The organism is Clostridium sp. TJA038 (assembly GCF_058310255.1).
Window position 1 is genome coordinate 1 of sequence record NZ_JBZEFA010000009.1, and the last position, 19,993, is coordinate 19,993.

16 protein-coding genes and 1 tRNA gene are annotated in these 19,993 nt (G+C 26.2%); 6 read left to right on the plus strand and 11 right to left on the minus strand.

Annotated features, from left to right (window positions below; all coding sequences use genetic code 11):
• The 4 genes from AC4FQV_RS10665 to AC4FQV_RS10680 all read right to left on the minus strand — a co-directional run.
• Positions 1 to 2,736: immunoglobulin-like domain-containing protein (locus AC4FQV_RS10665; RefSeq protein ID WP_491165474.1), on the minus strand; the 2,736-nt coding region annotated here is incomplete at its 3' end.
• Between the two features lie 108 nt (positions 2,737 to 2,844).
• Positions 2,845 to 3,537: an OmpA/MotB family protein gene (locus AC4FQV_RS10670; RefSeq protein ID WP_491165475.1), complete on the minus strand. Its 693-nt coding sequence runs from the start codon at positions 3,535 to 3,537 to the stop codon at positions 2,845 to 2,847.
• 2 nt (positions 3,538 to 3,539) lie between these two features.
• Positions 3,540 to 4,961: a synaptonemal complex protein 1 gene (locus AC4FQV_RS10675; protein ID WP_491165476.1), complete on the minus strand. Its 1,422-nt coding sequence runs from the start codon at positions 4,959 to 4,961 to the stop codon at positions 3,540 to 3,542.
• Positions 4,962 to 5,319: 358 nt separating this feature from the next.
• On the minus strand, positions 5,320 to 6,096 hold the full coding sequence (locus tag AC4FQV_RS10680; protein WP_491140328.1) for a hypothetical protein: 777 nt from the start codon (positions 6,094 to 6,096) through the stop codon (positions 5,320 to 5,322).
• Between the two features lie 171 nt (positions 6,097 to 6,267).
• Between AC4FQV_RS10680 and AC4FQV_RS10685 the strand changes: the two genes are divergently transcribed.
• Positions 6,268 to 6,343, plus strand: a tRNA-Met gene (locus tag AC4FQV_RS10685).
• 84 nt (positions 6,344 to 6,427) lie between these two features.
• On the opposite strand, the gene AC4FQV_RS10690 is transcribed toward AC4FQV_RS10685, so the two are convergent.
• Positions 6,428 to 6,955 (minus strand): hypothetical protein, encoded by a 528-nt coding sequence (locus AC4FQV_RS10690; protein WP_491140330.1) that lies wholly within the window; start codon positions 6,953 to 6,955, stop codon positions 6,428 to 6,430.
• A gap of 245 nt (positions 6,956 to 7,200) precedes the next feature.
• Positions 7,201 to 8,397 carry a cation:proton antiporter gene (locus AC4FQV_RS10695; protein ID WP_491165477.1) on the minus strand — a complete coding sequence of 399 codons (1,197 nt, stop codon included), beginning with the start codon at positions 8,395 to 8,397 and terminating at the stop codon, positions 7,201 to 7,203.
• A gap of 314 nt (positions 8,398 to 8,711) precedes the next feature.
• Between AC4FQV_RS10695 and AC4FQV_RS10700 the strand changes: the two genes are divergently transcribed.
• From AC4FQV_RS10700 to AC4FQV_RS10720, 5 genes are all read left to right on the plus strand, one after another.
• Complete coding sequence (locus tag AC4FQV_RS10700) at positions 8,712 to 9,383, plus strand: response regulator transcription factor (RefSeq protein WP_491140332.1); 672 nt, start codon at positions 8,712 to 8,714, stop codon at positions 9,381 to 9,383.
• Positions 9,373 to 10,782 (plus strand): sensor histidine kinase, encoded by a 1,410-nt coding sequence (locus AC4FQV_RS10705; protein ID WP_491165478.1) that lies wholly within the window; start codon positions 9,373 to 9,375, stop codon positions 10,780 to 10,782. The genes AC4FQV_RS10700 and AC4FQV_RS10705 overlap by 11 nt, the downstream gene beginning before the upstream one ends.
• Before the next feature lie 4 nt (positions 10,783 to 10,786).
• Complete coding sequence (locus AC4FQV_RS10710) at positions 10,787 to 11,575, plus strand: DUF3919 family protein (protein WP_491140334.1); 789 nt, start codon at positions 10,787 to 10,789, stop codon at positions 11,573 to 11,575.
• Entirely contained in the window at positions 11,556 to 12,575 is a 1,020-nt protein-coding gene (locus tag AC4FQV_RS10715; protein WP_491140335.1) for an ABC transporter substrate-binding protein, read from the plus strand. The genes AC4FQV_RS10710 and AC4FQV_RS10715 overlap by 20 nt, the downstream gene beginning before the upstream one ends.
• A gap of 198 nt (positions 12,576 to 12,773) precedes the next feature.
• Complete coding sequence (locus AC4FQV_RS10720; protein WP_491140336.1) at positions 12,774 to 14,096, plus strand: MFS transporter; 1,323 nt, start codon at positions 12,774 to 12,776, stop codon at positions 14,094 to 14,096.
• Positions 14,097 to 14,224: 128 nt separating this feature from the next.
• On the opposite strand, the gene AC4FQV_RS10725 is transcribed toward AC4FQV_RS10720, so the two are convergent.
• From AC4FQV_RS10725 to AC4FQV_RS10745, 5 genes are all read right to left on the minus strand, one after another.
• Positions 14,225 to 15,673 (minus strand): arylsulfatase, encoded by a 1,449-nt coding sequence (locus AC4FQV_RS10725; RefSeq protein ID WP_491165479.1) that lies wholly within the window; start codon positions 15,671 to 15,673, stop codon positions 14,225 to 14,227.
• Between the two features lie 167 nt (positions 15,674 to 15,840).
• Entirely contained in the window at positions 15,841 to 16,029 is a 189-nt protein-coding gene (locus tag AC4FQV_RS10730) for a (2Fe-2S)-binding protein (RefSeq protein ID WP_491140338.1), read from the minus strand.
• 97 nt (positions 16,030 to 16,126) lie between these two features.
• Positions 16,127 to 16,516: a YbaN family protein gene (locus AC4FQV_RS10735; protein ID WP_491140339.1), complete on the minus strand. Its 390-nt coding sequence runs from the start codon at positions 16,514 to 16,516 to the stop codon at positions 16,127 to 16,129.
• The gene (locus AC4FQV_RS10740) at positions 16,503 to 18,194 is read right to left on the minus strand and encodes an ABC transporter ATP-binding protein (RefSeq protein ID WP_491165480.1); all 1,692 of its coding nucleotides are present in this window, start codon (positions 18,192 to 18,194) and stop codon (positions 16,503 to 16,505) included. The genes AC4FQV_RS10735 and AC4FQV_RS10740 overlap by 14 nt, the downstream gene beginning before the upstream one ends.
• A complete protein-coding gene (locus AC4FQV_RS10745) occupies positions 18,195 to 19,922 on the minus strand; it encodes an ABC transporter ATP-binding protein/permease (RefSeq protein WP_491165488.1) in 1,728 nt (575 codons plus the stop codon). It lies immediately after the preceding gene.
• Positions 19,923 to 19,993: the final 71 nt, after the last annotated feature.

A 19,993-nucleotide genomic window follows, 5' to 3' on the forward strand; every position in this document is an offset into this window, starting at 1 on the left:
AGTTACCTTATAAGTTCCAGCTTTCTCCATGTTAACATCATTAAAGATTATATTTGCCTCTGTTAACTTAATATCCTTATCCTCTTCGTCATAAGCAGTTACTCCCTCTAATGGATTGAAAGATTCTCCTACGGTTAAGACCTTGTCTTCTGCCTTTATAACTGGTACATGATTTATTACTTCTTGATTTGGATTTACCTTAACAGTTATTGTCTTAGTTACTGATGCTCCATTACTATCTGTTACTTTGTAAGTTACCTTGTAAGTTCCAGCTTTCTCCATGTTAACATCATTAAAGATTATATTTGCTTCTGTTAATTTAATATCCTTATCCTCTTCATCATAAGCAGTTACTCCCTCTAAAGGATTGAAAGATTCTCCTACGGTTAAGACTTTGTCTTCCGCCTTTATAACTGGTACATGATTTATTACTTCTTGTTTTGGATTTACCTTAACAGTTATTGTCTTAGTTGCTGATGCTCCATTGCTATCTGTTACTTTATAAGTTACCTTGTAAGTTCCAGCTTTCTCCATGTTAACATCATTAAAGATTATATTTGACTCTGTTAATTTAATATCCTTATCCTCTTCGTCATAAGCAGTTACTCCTTCTAAAGGATTGAAAGATTGTCCTACGGTTAAGACCTTGTCTTCCGCCTTTATAACTGGTACATGATTTATTACTTCTTGTTTTGGATTTACCTTAACAGTTATTGTCTTAGTTGCTGATGCTCCATTGCTATCTGTTACTTTGTAAGTTACTTCATAAGTACCTGCCTTTTCTGTATTAACAGTATTAGATACTATATTATCTTCACTTAATTTAATTTCCTTATCTTCTTCATCATAGGCAGTTACTCCCTCTAAAGGGTTAAAGCTATCTCCTACAGTTAATACTTTATTTTCTGCCTTTATAACTGGTACATGATTTATTACTTCTTGCTTTGGATTTACCTTAACAGTTATTGTTTTAGTTGTTGATGCACCGTCTTTATCTGTTACTTTGTAAGTTACTTCATAAGTACCTGCCTTTTCTGTATTAACAGTATTAGATACTATATTATCTTTGTTTAATATAATTTCTTTATCTTCATCATCATAGGCAGTTACTCCTTCTAATGGATTAAAGCTATCTCCTACAGTTAATACTTTATTTTCTGCATTTATAACTGGTACATGATTTACATTTGTTAACTTAGGTAAAACAGTTACTATTCTTTTTTCTGTTACAGTATTATTATCTGAATCTGTAACTGTATATGTTAATTCATATTTGCCAGGGACTTTAGTGTCAACAGTTCCTGTAACTTTTATATCCTTAGTTAAATTTCCATCTTCTTCATCACTTGCAGTAACACCTTTCATAGGATCAAAATATGTATCTTGTTTTATTGTTATGTCTTCTACACCTTTAATAACAGGTTTATATTTACGTATTACATCTTGGCAAACTACCCCTGAAAAAACTCCGTTATCTCTTCCTATTTTAAATTCTTCTCTAAATTCATATTTTCTCATTTCACTTTTGTTTATATTTTTCCATGTTACAGTATTTCCCTCTTTATTATATGTACCTTCATTAATGCTTGTTGGTTCAACTATTTTATTATTAAATCCTCTAAGTATATTGTCTATAGTTACAGAAGATTCATAAGTTGTTATTTCTGGCAAGTAAATTTCTTGATCCTGTGCTGAAACCCATTTTAAACTTTCTAAATTAGTAATTGGTGTAAGATTACTAATTCTATTTTTACCTAAGTATAAACTTTCTAACTTGGAAAGATTAGACAAAGAACTTATATCACTTATTTTATTACCATATACAGACAAATACCTTAGTTCTTTAAGTTTAGAAAAATCTATATTCGTAATATTATTATTAGCTAAATGAATTGTTTCTAATTTCTCTAAATTTTCTATTACTTTTATATTATCTAAGCCTATATTATCTAGGCTTAAAAAACGAAGATTTTTTAAATTAGATAGAACATCTATATCCTTTGTAAGCATATTATCTAAAAGCAAATGTTCAATACTAGGTAAATCTTTTAATATACTTATATCATCTATCTTATTATCAGCTAAATTTAAATTTTTTAAGCTTTTTAAATTTCCTAAACAACTTATATCTGATACATTATTTTTTTGTAAAGATAAATCAACTAAAGTATCAATATTTGCTATTGGTTTTAAATCACTTATTTGATTATTTCTCATTTTTAAAAGTTTTAAATTTTTATAATTAGATATTGGTTTTAAATCACTTATTTCGTTATATTCTAGTTTTAAATCAATTAACTTTTCTAAATTGGCAATAGGCGTTAAATCTTTTATTTTATTATGGTTTAAATGTATTGTTTCTAAATTAATACAATATTGAAGTCCTTCTAAACTTTCAATATCATTATACTCGCCTTCTATTTCTTTTATACTTTCTAACTCAGATTTTGTTATATCAGAATCAACAGGTTTATTTAAAGTTCCATTTAAAGTTTCATTTAAAGTTTCATTTAACAACTTCTTTAAATTCGCATCTGGAATTTCTATTACAGGATTTTCTTTATCTCCACTTTCTAAATTTCCATTTGTATTTTCATTCTTTTTATCATCATATGTTAAGCTAGTATTCTCTTTTTTCGAGTTGACTTCATTAGCATAAACATTTTTCTCACTAATAATTAAACTTGAACTTATTGAAACTACAATTAACAATGTTAATATTTTTTCTTTTTTCATATAATTCCCTCCATTCAAATTAAATATATTCTATCATATAGAAATAAAAAAATGATTATTTAAAAATATTAAATATTTTTAAATAATCATTTTAATAAAACATTAAAATTATTTTTTTCTTTCTTTTATGGCATTTTCTAAATCCTTATTACTAAATACCATTCTAACCTCAATTCTTCTATCTTTTTTAGTTTCTTCTATATCATATTCATCATATCCTCTATCTCTTTCTTCCTTAGATTTATAATTTTCAAATTCTGACATACCTGAAGCTTTAAATTTTTCTCCATGAAGATTCTCAAGTTCACTATTTTCAGGCACCATTTCATTTAAAAAACTTATAGCTCTTTTCGTAGATAATTCTCTACCATAAATAGTACCTCCTGCAAAATCTGTATGCCCTACAATTTCTATATAATCTATATTGCTTTTTATCTCTTCATTAGATAATAACTTTAAAAATATGTTTCCAAGTTCAGAAGCTAACTTTTTCCCATCAGATTTTAAAACCGAACTATCACTATCAAAAAAGGTTTCTGTTTTTATATCAAATTTTCCTTCTTCCCTATTAAAATTCATAACTTCTTCATTAACTTCATATTGATTAAGCTCACTTTGTATCTTGTCATAAATATTTTCTCTTTCAATAGCTATATTATCTACAAATATGCTTGAAACTCCTAAGGAAGTTAAAAGTATAAAGAAAAAAACTAAGGTAACTGTTGTCATTATATCTACAAAGGAAGGCCAATAAGAAGGAACTTCCTGTTCTGTTTTATACTTTCTTCTTCTAACCTTCATTTCTAACACCTACCTAGCTCTTTTTTATCTTTAGTAAAATCTGAAGAGGATTTTCCAAGTTCTCTATTTCTATTGTTCAATTCTTCCGTAACTATACTTATTCCTCTTAAAGGTTCATTTAATTTATTAACTATATTTGATGAAAGTTCTTGAGTTTCTCTTTGAATAGCATAATAAATACCATTTGCAACCTCATTTTTCATGTTAGAAACATTATCTGAAAACTTATTTATTCCTCTTTCAAATTTGCTATAACCTTCCTTTAAATTTACTATTTGTCTTGAAATGACTTCATTATTCTTTTGTTGTTCCTCTTTTACATAATTTATTGTATCCTTAAAGGTATTATATCCCCTTCTTAATTCATTACTCTGTGTTTCCAATCTCATACAAAGTTTATTTATGTCTCTCCTATTATCATTTATAGCTTTTGATAAATCTTTCAAGCTTTCCTCAAGTTTATTAGAAGTAGCTAAAAATTTATTATTGCTTAAACTTACTGAATTACAAAAATCTAAACTAAGCTTACTAAACTTTTCTAAATCCTCTCCAAAGCCTTTTATTGGCCCTTTAATTCCCATAACAGAAATTCTAAGATATGATACAATTGTTTCTAAATCACTTATATGTTTATTCATCCCCTTAAAAGTTTCTGTCATATCTATAGTGTTTTTATTTATACTTTCAGCTAAATTATTTATTCCTTTATTAAAAATATTATCTAACTTAAGTGAAAAACTATTTAATGCCTCTCCTAAAAAAGAAGTAATAACTTCTTTATCTGATTCTATATAAATTGAAAATAATACATTATCTAGATAATCTTCAAAAACATCATAAAAATCTTCTTTAGCCCTTTTTAAATTTATATTTAATCCATTTAAGATTACAGAGCCAATAACCCCTAGAATGCTAGTCCAAAAAGCACTAGACATACTGCCTAAAGGCATATTCATACTCTTTGAAAAATCAGCCATGCTTTGAGTTCCTGAAGATAAAACTCCTGTAGTTGTCATAATAGCTACAGTAAGACCTAAAAATGTCCCTATAAGTCCTAAAGCAATAGATATAGAAGGTAAGATATTTGCAATACTTTCTTCTTTTAATATTTTTCTATCTATGTTTTTTTGTATAATAACCTCTGTATTTATATTGTAAGTTCCACTTTTAGCACTTCTTTTAAAATCCTCTGCCATTTTTTTAAGTTCTGAATTTAGAAATTTTAGTTCTTTTTCATCCTTATTTTTTAAAGATGGAACCCATTCACTTTCTTTAAAAGCTTTTAAAAGATGTTCATACTTCTTCTTAACCCTAATATTATAGTTAAATCCTACAAATATAAGAAGTAAAATTAAAATTATCCCAACATAACCTAAAATATTTTGCGTTAAAAAAGATTGTAATATATTACTTATAGTATTCATTATAAAAAATCTCCTCCCTACTTATATAATCTTTATAGAATATATGATTTAAAATAGGCATTTATAATGACTTTTCATAATAAATAAATAAAATATCACAATCTACTGTATTTTAAATTTATGTAAAAACTCTATATAAAAAAATAAAGGCTGAAGAAATTCTTCTTCAACCAAATCCAAAATAAATACTACCACGCTATAAGTATTTACTATATGTAGACATTATCATATTCTGGTTAAAAATTCAATAAAATCTACATATTTTTTCTTTATTCTCTATGTTTTAAACACATATTGCATAAATACACAAAAATTTATAGTTGATTATAAATTAAAAGAAAGATATAAAATTCTTTAACTAAATTTCACTAAATTCTTCTTTCCACAATGCTAGTTCCTCTAAATTTTCATCAATTAAAGAATCCTTTATATACTTAACCTTATTTCCTTCAACTTTTCTATACCGTGTTTCACATAACTTAACTAAAAACTTTATTATCCCTTCATAGCATCTTATAAGATTTCCTATTTTATAGCTTCTCTTTTCAATATTACAATCACCATAAATTAATCTGCTACTTTGTATCATAGGAATATAATCTCTAAATCTTTCCTCAACATCTTCTCCTAGATTAGTAGCTGAACATATTAACTTATAAATTTTAATCAACTTTAATTTATCTTCCTTTGCAAGAGAATATATATCCTTCATCTCATCTCTTGCACATTGTATCTCCATAGCTTCTTCATCTAAGTTTTTATTTATTTTATTTATCTTGAAAATCTTAACAAAAGGATTTTTTAAATTTTTTACAATAGACTTTTCATCATAATCTATCAGTAGTAAGTCTTTAATAGGTCGTATATTATAATCCTTTATTATATATTCACTACTGACTTCTTCTCCTAAAGTAGCTTTTATACTTTGTCTCTCTAAAATACTCATATTCTTAGCATATTTAGGTACTAGTGTTTCTAATATATATATTTTTTCTTCATTTATTTTGTTAACTAAGTGCTTTATATCCCTATTTTCATTTTTTAGCTCTTCACAATATTTTTCTTTTTCAAAATAAAATAATTCTTGAAGTTCTAAAGCCCTATTATATGCCTCGTCAAAACCTTTGGTAAACATTTCTCCTCCTGAATAAAAAATTAAAATAATATACGTCCTTATATTTATTATATATCACAAAAGAGAAAGTTCTAAGTACTTATGCAAATTAAAATATAATAAATATCTAATTTCCTTGACTTTAATTATATATTAAAGTATAGTTAAAGAGTAGTAGATAAATTTTAATGACGCGGGATGGAGCAGTCGGTAGCTCGTCGGGCTCATAACCCGAAGGTCGTAGGTTCAAGTCCTGCTCCCGCAACCACAAAGGATTCTTTTAAGAATCCTTTTTTTATTTAAAAAATAAAATAGTTCTAACAATTTAAATGTTAGAACTATTAAAATAAAATTATTTATCTAAATTTTTTAAATCTCTTCTTATATCTTTCTTTAATTCCTTGTATTGTTTTTTATATTCTATAGCTTCTTTTTTAAGTTCTCTTATCCACTTTTCAGCTATTTGCTCTTCATGAGTTTTAAAATGCTCATATTTTTTATATTTCTTTAAAGCTTCTTTTATTTTTTGATCTAATTCTTTAGTATCTATTAAATCATTTTTTTCAGAACCTGTTAATTCTTCATATTCTCTATAAACCTCATATAAGGCTTTCATAGCTTCTCTTTTAGCTTTATCACCCTTTAAGTTATTTAAAAGTCTTTTTAATATATCTTTATGCTCTCTTAACTCTTCATCTTCTCCTGAATCAGCTAAAGCAAGTAACATTTCTAATTTTTTCTTAGTATATTCTAATGTAACATCCTCTAAACCATCTTCTATTCCATATTGTTTAAGAAATCTTCTAAACTCTTTCATATCTGCTGCATCATTAAATGGTATATATTCTTCTACTTCAACATCAATTATTTCTTTGCTCATTTGTACTACCTCCTAAAGTAAATACAAATACTTAAGTTTCAATGTAGATTTAATCTACACTCAAGCTTTAGTACTTATATAATTATATAAATTATATTAATACTAGAAGCTTTAATTTTAAAGGATTGGAATCACTAGTTGATAATCTAACTAATTTACTTATTAAAAATCTTTAATATTTATATTTTTAACAGATAATTTTAAAAATAAATTAATAAAAAATAATAGTTTTATAACTTTTAAAATTAAGCCCTTAAAAGAATTTTAGAATTTTTATTCTTTGATTTAGTAAATACTAACTTAAGCAATATAGGAGTTAATATAGTGGTTAATACAACTACTATAACAATTGGTGCTAAAAACTCTTGAACCATAAGCCCCATAGCTATTCCTTTATTAGCAACTATAAGTGCAACTTCTCCCCTAGATACCATTCCTACTCCTATCTGAACAGCATCTCTATTTTCATACTTACACATCTTAGCTCCAAAGGCACAGCCTAAAACCTTAGTTAATATCGCAACTATAAGAAGACATATGGTGAAGATAAATATTGCACTACTCATAGATGTTATCTTAACCTTTATTCCTATACTTGCAAAGAATATAGGTGATAAAAGCATATATGACAAGGTTTCAAACCTTGAAGTTAAATAAGTACTTCTTTCTGAATCAGAAAGTACAAGACCTGCTATAAAGGCTCCTGTTATATCTGCAACTCCAAAAAATTCTTCCGCTGAAAATGAAAGTAAAAGACAAAAAACAAAGGCTAAAATTACAAATCTTCTTAAATCTTTTTTATATCTTGCATCTAATTTTGCAAAGGCCCAATGGAATAAATATCCTAAAACAAATGATAAAACAAAGAATGAAATTATTTTAAATAAGACTAAAGCTATATTAATACTAGGGTCAGCTAAACTAGTTGTTATAGTAAGTGCTATAATACCTAAAATATCATCAATAATAGCTGCACCTAAAATAGCATTTCCTGCCCTTGTGTTTAACTTTCCCATTTCCTTTAAGGTTTCAACAGTAATACTTACTGATGTAGCAGTTAATATAATTCCTATAAATACATTCTTTAAAACAGTATTAAAGTCTCCTCCCTTATTAAATAAAGTAGCAACTATAAATCCTCCTAAAAGAGGAATTAAAACTCCAAAAATAGCAATTATAAATGATGCTTTTCCTGTCTTTTTTAATTGCTTTATATCTGTTTCTAATCCTGCTGTAAACATAAGTATAATAACTCCAAGTTCTGCAAGATTCTGAATAAATTCAGTTTCTGATAAAACATTTAAAAAAGCAGGCCCTAGTATAACCCCAGCTAAAAGAGCCCCAACAACTTGAGGCATTTTGATTTTTTTAGTTATTAAGCCAAATAGCTTTGTACTAATAAGAATAAGTGCTAAATCAAATAGAAATTCATAAGATAGCATTCTAACACCCCCTAATTTTCATACATTAATTTACATTATAGTTTTATTTTGTAATATTTTCAATTACCTTTAAAAATTATTTTTTTATTTTATAGAAGAACGTAAAATTTTAAATATGAAAATTAAAGATTTATAGGTATTAATAAGTCTTAATTTATTTATATTATTAATAGTGAATAATTTTTGTTTATTTTATGAACAAAATTATTAAATTACTCTTTAAGAATAAATTTAATATAGTACAATTAATAAGTAATCTTTTTGTACTAAGATTAAAATTACTGGTAAATTCTAATAAGGGGGGAATAACAGTTATGAAAATTTTAGTTGTAGATGATGAAATAAGTATTTTACAGCTTATAAAAATGAACTTAGAAATAGAAGGTCATATCCCTATAACAGCTGAAAATGCTTTAGATGCCTTAGAATTAGTTATAAAGGAAAAGCCAGATATAATTATTTTAGATGCTATGTTACCAGATATAAGTGGCTTTAACCTAATACCTAAAATTAAAAACATAGATGATATACCTATAATAATGCTAACTGCAAAAAGTGATATAAATGACAAGCTTTTAGGTCTTCAGTTAGGTGCAGATGACTACATAACAAAACCATTTAATAGTACAGAACTACTTCTTAGAATAAATATAGTAAAAAAACATATTTCAAATAATTCTAAGAAAAAAGTAAAGGATTTAAAAGTTGGAGATTTAACTCTTTTGCTAGAAGAAAGAAAAGCGCTTGTTAAATCAGATTATATAGATTTAACCTTTAAAGAATTTGAAGTTTTAAGATGCCTTTGTAAAAATAAAAATAAAGTCTTTTCAAGAGAAGAACTTTTAAATAAAGTTTGGGGATATGATTTTGAAGGAACAACTAGAGCAGTTGATATTTTAATACAAAGACTTAGAAAAAAATTAGGCCCATGCCAAAACTACATAAAAACCTTATATAAGGCTGGTTATAAACTAGATGAAAAATAAAATAATTAAAATAAATTTAAAACAAAAAATTATTATTACTAATCTTGTAATATTAACTCCTATAATAATTTTTATATTTATAATAACTTATAACGCTTTAAATAAAAACTTAATAAATAACTCTATTGAATACTTGCTTGATAAAAGCAGAACCACAGAATCATATATTATAAATCTTTTATCCTCAAATAAAAATGAAGATAAAGAGGATATATTAAGGGATAATGCACCCTTTATAGCTTCTACTCTTAGTGAAAAATATAATGTAAGGATACAAATACTTAGTAACTCTGCTCAAATAATATATGATTCTTCTTCAGATGAAGTTTCACTATTTGGTAATGATATAAACGAAGCCTTAGAAGGTAATAGAGCTTATATTTTAGAAAAAATAGATAACATACCAACACTCTTTTTATCAAGTCCAATAAGTTATAAAGGAAAAAATTATGGTGCAATTAGACTTATTTTAATAAATACAGAGTCCTATGAAATTTTAAAAAACACATTAACAATCTTTTTTGTAAGTGGATTAATAGCCTTATTAATTGCTATATTTTTAATAAACACTTTTGCTAAGGAGCTAGTAAGTCCCTTAGTTATATTAAAACAAAAATCTAAAAATATATCTGAAGGAAATTTTAAGGAACAACTTCATATAACAAGTGGAGATGAAGTGGAAGATTTAGCAAATACTTTTAATATAATGAGTGAAAATTTAGATAAATATATAAATGAAATTAAATCTGCTAAACTTCATCAAAAAAAATTTTTTGATAATGTATCTCATGAATTTAAAACTCCACTTACTGCCATAATAGGTTTTTCAGAAATAATTCCTAAATTAGATGATAAGGAAAAGATAATTCAAAGTTCAAATATTATAGAAAAAGAGGGAAAAAGACTTTTAAATTTAGTTGAAGAAATATTACTTTTAGCTAAGAGCAATAAAAATACCTTTGAAATAGAATATACCTATATAGATGTAAAATCTTTAATAGAGGATTGTCTTAAAATATTAAAGATAAAACTTGAAAACTATGATATTAAAGTTATAAAAAATTATGAATCCTTCTTTATTTATGGAGACTATAATAAAACAAAACAAGTTTTTATAAATCTTATTGATAATGCTATAAAATATAGTGGTTGCGAAACTCTTAAAATATATTCCTTAAGATTTAAAGATAAAATGGAGATTATTATAGAGGATGATGGAACTGGTTTTATAATTAAGGATGAATATACAAATCCTAAAGGAAATGGTTTAGGTTTAAAAATCTGCAAAGATATTATGGAAAGTCAAGGTTATGGATTTTTTATAGAAAGCACTTTAGATATAGGAACTAAAGTAACTCTTTCTTTTTACCTAAAAAATACTATTCCTAAGGAGATGTAACTTAATGAGTAAAAACTTTAAAAATATACTAGCTATATATCTATCTCTCATAATCATAATTCTTGTAAGTTATACTTATTATTCAAGTAATCTTTATAACTCTTTAACTATCGTTAAAAGTTCTCATGAAAACAAGGGAGATTTAGATATAAAAATTCCAGATAGAATTATTCTATCTAGTCCTTACCTAGGAAGTACTGTTATATATAACAAATCAAAACTTAATGAACTTATTAAGTATTTCAATAAAATATGCTCAAAAAACTCATCAAAGGAAGAAACTCTTCCTCTTGAAAATACCCTATTTATATCAGGAGAAATACATTACTTAAACGGAGAAAAAACACCTTTTGAAATTTCAAATAGCTTAAAATTAAATGGAGAAATTTATTCTAACAACTCCTCTTTAATAAATATGCTTAGAAACAATTTAAAAGAGGCCTTTTATACCTTAAACAACCTAGAATATATATTATCAAGTTCTGAAAATCTAATAACTTATAAAGAAGATAATTTAACAAAAAGCCTTTCAAAAGAATCTAAAACACTTCTTCTAGAAGATTTTAAAAATTTAAGACTTATGAAAGATAATAAAGATTTTTTAAAAACTGATTTAAGCGAAATGCCAAAGCATCATTTAACTTTATATAGATATGCTAAAGAAGGAAAACTATCTAACAATACCTTCTATATTGATGTTTATAATGACTATGTAATAATACAGTATCTTGGTGATGAAAATGGTAAAAATATTTATTTAAAGGGGAATTTAAATGAAGAAATTTTTGAATAAAAAAATCACCTTAATATTAATATTAGTAATATTACTTTTAATTGCAAAACTACATATTATAAAAAAAGAAAAAGCTTTAAGTACAGCTAATATGAATCATATAGTTGTTTACGGTTCATTAAGAGAAGAGGAAGGTAAATACCTTCTTGAAAAATTCAAAAGTGAATATGACTGTACATATGAATACATAAAACTTCCTACAGAGGAGGCAGTTCAAAGAATACTAGATACAAAAGATAACCCTCAAGGAGATATTTTTATAGGTGGAAGTTGTGACAGTTATGAAATATTAAAAAAATATAATGCCCTAGAAGAATATAATTCTCCTTGGTCTAATAACATTCCCTCTAAGTATAAAGATTTAAGAGGATATTGGACTGGATTTCAAATAACACCTTTATCTATAGGAATAAATAAATCTCTTTGGAATGAATACTTTGATTCTTCTACTCCTTACCCTGAAAAAATAGAGGACTTACTAAAAGAAGAATTTAAAGGAAAAATAATTCTTCCAAACCCTCAAACCTCTGGTACTGGCTATACCTTAATGGCTTCCCTTTACCAAAGCTTAGGTGAAGAAAAATTTAAAGATTTTATATATAATTTAAACAAAAATGTATCTTCTTCAACAATAAGTGGCTTTAATTCAATTCAGAGAGTTTCATCAGGAGAATATTTACTTACCATAAATTTTTTAAGCGACCAATTAATAGCTAATAAATCTTCTGATAATATTATTAGCATTGTCCCTGAAAATGCTGGTTGGAATATAGATTCCATAGCCTTAATAAAAAACTCAAAACATGAAAAAATAGCTAAAAATTTTATAGACTTCGTCCTTTCTAAAGAAACTTCAAAGGATTTATCAAAATTTTCAAAGGCTATTTCAACTAAAAATTTTGATACTTCTCAATTTAAAATATATGACAAATATAGCTTTTATTTAGCTGCTGAAGATAGAGAAAAGATAATGAAAATACTATGCAAAAATAAGTATTAATAACACTTAAACCAATTAATTAACAAATTTCATTTAATTACAAATAAACCTTTTCTAAGTTATACTCTAAATCTCTTAAATGTTACATTTGTGAAACATTTAAGAGATTTTATTGTTTAATTCTTATTTTATTATTAATAAGTAAATTGTTTTTTGAAAACATTAACAGGTATAACATACAACTAGGAGGATTATAGAATGTTTGGATTTTTTAGCCCTGCTCCAGCAATACCTAGACTTCCAAAAGATAAAGTATCATCAGTATACAAAGCATACCGTATTCGTATGTTTCTTATGATATTTATTGGATATACAGGTTACTACTTAGTTAGAAAAAACTTTGCTGTAGCATCACCATATTTAATTGAAAACTATGGATTTACAAAAACACAAATCGGACTTATAAGCATGGGACTTGCTGTATCATATGGTTTAAGCAAGTTTATTTTAGGAAACTTATCAGACAAATCAAATGTAAAGAAATTTATATGTTTTGGACTTATTGCATCATCAGTATTAAGCGTTCTAATGGGATTTGCTCATACAGTTCCAATATTCTTAATACTTATGGTATTTAATGGTTTCTTCCAAGGTATGGGTGCTCCCCCTTGTTCAATAGTATTAGGTAAATGGTTCTCTCAAAAAGAAAGAGGACTTAAAATGGGAATATGGAATACTTCTCATAATATAGGTGGAGGTTTAATAGCTCCTATAGCAACTTTATGTTTATTAGTATTTGGACAAAACCATTTCCAATCAATATTTTTTGTACCAGCAATAATATGTACAATAGTAGCTTTATTCTGCTATGTAATTGGAGCTGATACTCCAGCCTCTGTTGGATTACCTCCAGTTGAAGAATATAGAAATGATTATCCAGAAGTTAAAGCTGAAGTTAATCCTACAACTTTATCTTCAAAAGAAATAATGGTTAAATATGTTCTTAAGAATAAATATGTTTGGTACTTAGCTTTAGCTAATATATTTGTTTACTTAATAAGACAAGGTGTTGTTAACTGGATTCCTATATACTTAAAAGAATCAAAGGGATTTTCAGCTGCTAATGCAAACTGGGCAATGTTCCTATTTGAATACGCTGCAATACCAGCTTCAATATTACTTGGATGGCTTTCAGATGTTTTATTTAAAGGAAAGCGTGCTCCACTTAGCATATTATGTATGATAGGAGTTATCTTTGCTACAGTAGCTTACTGGCAAACAAATAGTACCTTAGTAACAATGGTATCTGTTGCCTTTATAGGATGTTTTATATACGGACCTCAATTATTAATTGGAATGAACTTAATAGATGTTGTTCCTAATTTCGCTGTTGGTTCTGCAACTGGTTTCTCAGGACTTTGTGGTTACCTTCTTGGAGAATTTATGGCAGATTTTGTACTAGGTATGATAGCAGATAACTTTGGATGGAATGGTGCATTCATCTTCATAATAGTAGGTGCAGTAATAGCATTAATTCTTTTAGCTTTAACTTTAAAAATAAAAAAACAACCAAAAAAATAAATATAACTTAATATTTTAATCACAACATAACTAAATATATACATATATAAATCAAATAAAGGAAACTAGAAGGCTCCCCCTTTCTAGCTTCCTTTTTATTTTAAAAAGTTTAAAATTATTAAATATTATTATTTTCTTATATGGCTTAAAGTACTTACTGGTTTTCCTTTTAAAAGTTTATTTCCATCAGTATAGCCTTCCTCTCTACCTTCTAACTCCTTAATTAATATATTTCTTAAATAATTTATTCTCTCTTTATGAAAATTTGAATTTATAAGATTTTCAAGTTCCTTTGGGTCATTTTCTAAGTCAAAATACTGTTCCTCACCACTTTGAGAAAACCATAAAAATTTATCCTTTTTGGTTACAATATAATGATTGGAATCCTGCCCAAAGGAATGTTCTCCATGAATATATTCTCTCCAATTAGAATTTTTTTCTTCTATAAGCTTCTTGAGACTACTTCCTTCTACTGAACTTGGTATAGGAATATTAGCAAAATCTAATAAAGTTGGCATAATATCTCGTAATTCTAACACCTCATCAAATACCTTTCCCTTTTTCCCCTTTATTAAATCACCTGGGTCATAAATAAAAAATGGAACTCTACTACTTCCTTCATAGGGCACTCCTTTTCTAAACCAATTATGATCTCCCATCATATCTCCATGGTCTGATACAAATAAAAATATAGTATTTTTAAGCTCTCTATATTCAGATAAAGCTATTAAAAATCTTCCAATTTGATGGTCTATATGTGTTATTGATGCATAATAAGCTTTTTTAGCTCTTTTTAAAGCCTTTTTATTAATTAATCCCTTTATACAATTTATATCCTTTCCATTTTTATCTTTATCCTCTTTCTTAGCCCAATCTCCAATGAAAGGATTAGGTAATTCTTCATCTTTATACATATCAAAATAAACTTTAGGTGGGTCTAAAGGTGAATGAGGTCTAACAAAGGACATTTTTAAAAAGAAAGGCTTACTTGTATCTCTTCTTCTTAAAAAATCTATTGATTCATTAACAACCCAATTAGTTGGATGTAAAAACTCCTCATATCCCCAAGGTCTAGAAACCCAGGAATTACAGTCAACACCAATATCAATTATATCAACATTATGCCCCTTTTTTTCTCTAAACCATTTTAAATAATCATCACATTGTTCAATTTGAGTTGATGCTTTTCCTTCCTTATTTCTAGCAAAATGTAAATATCCATCATGTAAAACAATATTATGAAAGCCACAAAGATTTCTTTCAGGATAGACGTGCATTTTCCCAATACATTGAGTATGATATCCTGCCTTTGAAAATTCTGATGCTATAGTATTTTCATAATTCCAAAAAACGCCATCTTCATAACCAACCCTTCCATGAGATTTTTGGCTCATTCCAGTTAAAATTGAAGCTCTAGATGCAATACAACTTGGAACTGCTGTATAAGCATTTTCAAAATTATATCCTTTAGTAGCCATCATATCTAAGTTAGGAGTTTCAATAAAATCATTACCATTTACCCCCAAACAATCTCCTCTCATTTGGTCAACCATAATTAAAACAATATTTGGTTTCATAAAATAGTCCCCCTTTATCCCCAATTTATATACTAATTATTTTTATTATAATACTTTAATTTTAATATTTATTTATATATTTTTACATATTTACAAAAATTTATTTTTAACGTTAAGATAAAAAAGTCATGCTAAAAACTTTTAAATTCTAACATGACTTTTTTAATTTATCTTTTATTTTCTTCTAATAATTTTTTAATTTCTAATCTACATGCAAAACATCCATAGGAATTAGCCCCTGTTTCCTTTTTTACTTTTTCATAAGTATTAGCTCCATTTTTAATAGCCTCTTTTATAGTTTTTTCAGAAACTTTTTTACATCTGCATAAAACTCTATCCTCATTTAAACTTGTCATAATAAAAATCTCCTTATATTAAAATATGTTCTTAGCTTAACACATAAATCTTAATTTTATAAAGAAATATCTTATAACTAAAATATTATTTCTATGTCTATTTTACATATTCTTTCTTAACTTTTATGGTTTTTATTTTAAATATAAAATAATAAAACTTAAAAACTATAAGAACTAATATAAATAACTTTAAATAAATATTATCTAATATTATTAAAGGAACTAATAACATAGCATCTGCAAATATTAATATACTTAATTTTGTTTTTAAAGTTAAAGCTCTCTCTTTTTCAAAGCTTTCTAAGTAATTTTTATATATCTTACTCTCCTTAAACCAAATATTAAATTTATCGGAGCCTCTAACAAAACAAAAGGTTGTTAATAATAAAAAAGGTGTTGTAGGAATTACAGGAATTATAATTCCTACAATACCTAGTCCTAAAGAAAGAAAACCTAAAAGTACAAAAAACATCTTAAGTATTCCCATTTCCTTTCCCCCTCCTATACTGAATTAATTCTCCATTATTAATCTTAAATATCTTTTCGCATACCCTTGTTGTAGATTTTCTATGAGTTATAAGTATAAGAGTTTTATCTTTTAAATAGTTTTTTATAGACCTTAATATTATGCCCTCATTTAAAGTATCTAAATTACTTGTAGGCTCGTCTAAAATAACAATTTCACTTTCTCTTAAAAATACTCTAGCTAAACCTATCCTCTGTTTTTCTCCTGAAGATAAATTTCCTCCTAACTCTCCAACCCTTGTTTTATATCCTTCTTCTAAAGTCATAATAAAATCATGTATTCCTGCTTTTTTTGCTGCCTCTTTCACTTCCTCTAAGGTAGCATTTAAATTTCCAATTTTAATATTATCCTCAATACTAATATTAAATAAACTTGTTTCTTGCCCCATTAAAGCAATTTTCTTTCTTAGTTCTTTAGTTTGTATTTCCTTTAAATTTTTATTTCCAAAATTTATTTCTCCCTTTGTAACATCCCAAAATCTCATAAGTAATTTTGCAAAGGTACTTTTTCCTGTTCCACTTTCTCCTATAATTGCAATTTTATCTCCTAAACTTATATTTACATCTAAGTTTTTTAAAACTTCTTCCTTTCCTTTATAAGAAAAATAAACATTTTTATATCTTATATCACTTTCAATAGCCATACCTTCTCCTAAAACTTCTTCTACAGAAGGCTTTTCATCTAAAATATTAAAAATTCTTTGAGCTGAAGCAAAGGTTAAAAGAAGGTTATTAGATAAATTGCTTAACGCCACAACAGGACCAAAGGAAGAGGCTATTAACACAACTGAAATTATTAAACTTCCAATAGTCATATTTCCATTTAAAACCTCTAAATAAGAAATATATAAAACAATCAAAATTGTTGCCATTATTATAAAATCACTAAAGGCTCTTATTATTCCCTCATGTTTTTTTATAATCTTTTGCTTTTCATTTAATTCTTTTGATAATTTCTTTATATTCTTTCTTCTTTCCTCTCCATTTTTAAATATTAAAACTTCTTTAATACCTCTAAGAGAATCTAAAATATATGAATTTGTTTTTCCAAAGGCTTCTCTATACTTAACTCCTGCTTCTTTTCCAAATCTACTGCTTATATAAGGAACAAAAAATCCAATTAATATATAACCAACTATTCCTATTATTCCAACCTTTACATTAATACTTAAAAGTATTATTCCAATTATAGTATTAGTTATAATAGCAATACTAATTGGTGCTATAGTATGAGCGTAAAAAACTTCTAAAAGTTCAATATCAGAAGTTATCATAGAAATTAAATTTCCCTTCTCCATTCCTTCTAATTTAGCTGGTGCAAGCTTTCTAAGAGCTAAAAACACCTTATCTCTCAAAATAACTAATATTTTAAAAGCTATATAATGTCCACTTAATTGTTCTAAATATCTTAAAGGTCCTCTTAATATTCCAAATAAAATCATTAAAATAATTGCTGTTTTAAATGAAAAATTTATACTTTTATCTATTAAAATTGCTATAGAAAGCCCTCCAAAGGCAGTTATACCTATTGCTACTAAAAATCCTAAAACTCCCATAAATACAGTTATGCACATTACAGGCATAAGAGGTTTAAGTTCACCTATAAGCCTTTTCATTATTGAAAACCCTGACTTTCTCACCTAAATTACACCTCCCATTTCAAGTTCATTTTGGTAATTAACCATTTCATAGTATTTATTTTTTCTATCTATAAGTTCTCTATGATTTCCTTCCTCAATTAAAACTCCCTTATCTAACATATAAATTCTATCTGCATTTTTAACATTAAAAAGTCTGTGGGAAATAACTATTACTGTTTTATCCTTTGAAAGTTCATTTATAGATTTCAAAATCATATTTTCACTTTCAACATCAATATTTGAAGTAGCTTCATCAAAAATTATAACTTCCTTATTTGCTAATATAGTTCTAGCTAAGGCAAGTCTTTGCTTTTGTCCCCCTGAAAGCTTTGAGCCACCCTCTCCAACTTCTAAATCTAATTTTTCCTTTTTAGAGTTTACAAAATCTAAAAGATTAGCTTTTTTTAAGGCATAATTTATTTCCTCTAAAGTTGCCTCCTTCTTAGCCATTAATAAATTCTCTTTAATAGTACCCTTAAAAATATAACTATTAGTTGAAATTATAGATATTCTCTCGTAAAGCTCTGAAAAGTCTAAATCATTTATATCCTCTCCATTTAAAGTTATCTTTCCCTTTGACGCTTTATAACTATTTAAAAGTAATGAAGCTATAGTACTTTTTCCACTTCCACTCTCTCCAACAATAGCAATATAATCGCCCTTATTTATACTCATAGATATATCACTTAAAACATTTCTTTTCCCATCATAAGAAAAACTTACATTGCAAAGAGAAATATTCTCTACTTCTTTAAGATTATTTTTTAAATCCTCCTTACTCTCCTTTGTTTCTAAAACTTTAAAAATTCTATCTGCTGCAGCTATTCCATTCATAGCAATATGAAAGTATGAACCTAAGAGCCTAAGAGGTATAAAAAATTCTGCTGATATTAATAAAATTACTATCATTCCTCCAAGAGTAATTTCTCCATTCTTAAATTGAAATAAAGCAACTATGCTACCAATAGCAGCCCCTAAAAAAGCAATTAAATCCATAACATTTATTGAATTTAATTGCATACTTAAAACCTTCATTGTTATCTTTCTAAAACTTTCAGCTTCTTCATTCATTAACTCATGTCTTTCTTTATCTACATCAAAAACTTTTAAAGTAGTAAGGCCTTGAAGATTTTCTAAAAATGTATTTCCTAAGTCTGAATACTGTCCCCAATATTCCTTTAATATCCTCTTTGCAATTTTCATAATTAATATTATTGATACTGGTATTAAAGGTAAACATAATATAAATACTAAAGCTGCTTTAAAAGAAATAAATGCTAAAGCAAAAAATAAAGTTAATGGTGCTAAAATAGAATATATTAACTGTGGTAAATACTTACTAAAATAAACTTCCAAAGCCTCAACTCCTTCAACTGACATTTGAACAATTGAAGAAGTGCTATAAAAGTTATCATATCTCATTCCAAGCTTTAAAAGTTTTTCATATATCTTATCTCTAAGAGTAAGCTTTACATTTTCAGAAGATTTATAAGAAAAATGTCCACTTAATAAGTTCACAGAAAATCTTACCGATAATAAAATAACTAAAGCTAAAATCTTTTTATTTAACATTTCAATATTTCCAAAAGTAAAAAGTTCTTGAATACTAAATCCAATAATCATTATTGTTATTAGATTACAAAGAATAGAAATCCAATTCATTAAAACAGTTAAAAATATGTACTTTTTAGAGTTTTTACATAAATTTAAAAGCCTTTTATCTATCATCATAAAAATTACCTCCCTATAAAATTATTTGTTTATCTACTTTTTAAAGCTTATTGAAAATGATTATCATT

Excerpts from the sequence above, each read along its gene's own strand:
- AC4FQV_RS10670 (WP_491165475.1), bottom strand. The coding sequence starts at position 3,537 with ATGAAGGTTAGAAGAAGAAAGTATAAAACAGAACAGGAAGTTCCTTCT.
- AC4FQV_RS10675 (WP_491165476.1), bottom strand. The coding sequence starts at position 4,961 with ATGAATACTATAAGTAATATATTACAATCTTTTTTAACGCAAAATATT.
- AC4FQV_RS10680 (WP_491140328.1), bottom strand. The coding sequence starts at position 6,096 with ATGTTTACCAAAGGTTTTGACGAGGCATATAATAGGGCTTTAGAACTT.
- AC4FQV_RS10690 (WP_491140330.1), bottom strand. The coding sequence starts at position 6,955 with ATGAGCAAAGAAATAATTGATGTTGAAGTAGAAGAATATATACCATTT.
- AC4FQV_RS10695 (WP_491165477.1), bottom strand. The coding sequence starts at position 8,397 with ATGCTATCTTATGAATTTCTATTTGATTTAGCACTTATTCTTATTAGT.
- AC4FQV_RS10700 (WP_491140332.1), top strand. The coding sequence starts at position 8,712 with ATGAAAATTTTAGTTGTAGATGATGAAATAAGTATTTTACAGCTTATA.
- AC4FQV_RS10705 (WP_491165478.1), top strand. The coding sequence starts at position 9,373 with ATGAAAAATAAAATAATTAAAATAAATTTAAAACAAAAAATTATTATT.
- AC4FQV_RS10710 (WP_491140334.1), top strand. The coding sequence starts at position 10,787 with ATGAGTAAAAACTTTAAAAATATACTAGCTATATATCTATCTCTCATA.
- AC4FQV_RS10715 (WP_491140335.1), top strand. The coding sequence starts at position 11,556 with ATGAAGAAATTTTTGAATAAAAAAATCACCTTAATATTAATATTAGTA.
- AC4FQV_RS10720 (WP_491140336.1), top strand. The coding sequence starts at position 12,774 with ATGTTTGGATTTTTTAGCCCTGCTCCAGCAATACCTAGACTTCCAAAA.
- AC4FQV_RS10725 (WP_491165479.1), bottom strand. The coding sequence starts at position 15,673 with ATGAAACCAAATATTGTTTTAATTATGGTTGACCAAATGAGAGGAGAT.
- AC4FQV_RS10730 (WP_491140338.1), bottom strand. The coding sequence starts at position 16,029 with ATGACAAGTTTAAATGAGGATAGAGTTTTATGCAGATGTAAAAAAGTT.
- AC4FQV_RS10735 (WP_491140339.1), bottom strand. The coding sequence starts at position 16,516 with ATGGGAATACTTAAGATGTTTTTTGTACTTTTAGGTTTTCTTTCTTTA.
- AC4FQV_RS10745 (WP_491165488.1), bottom strand. The coding sequence starts at position 19,922 with ATGATAGATAAAAGGCTTTTAAATTTATGTAAAAACTCTAAAAAGTAC.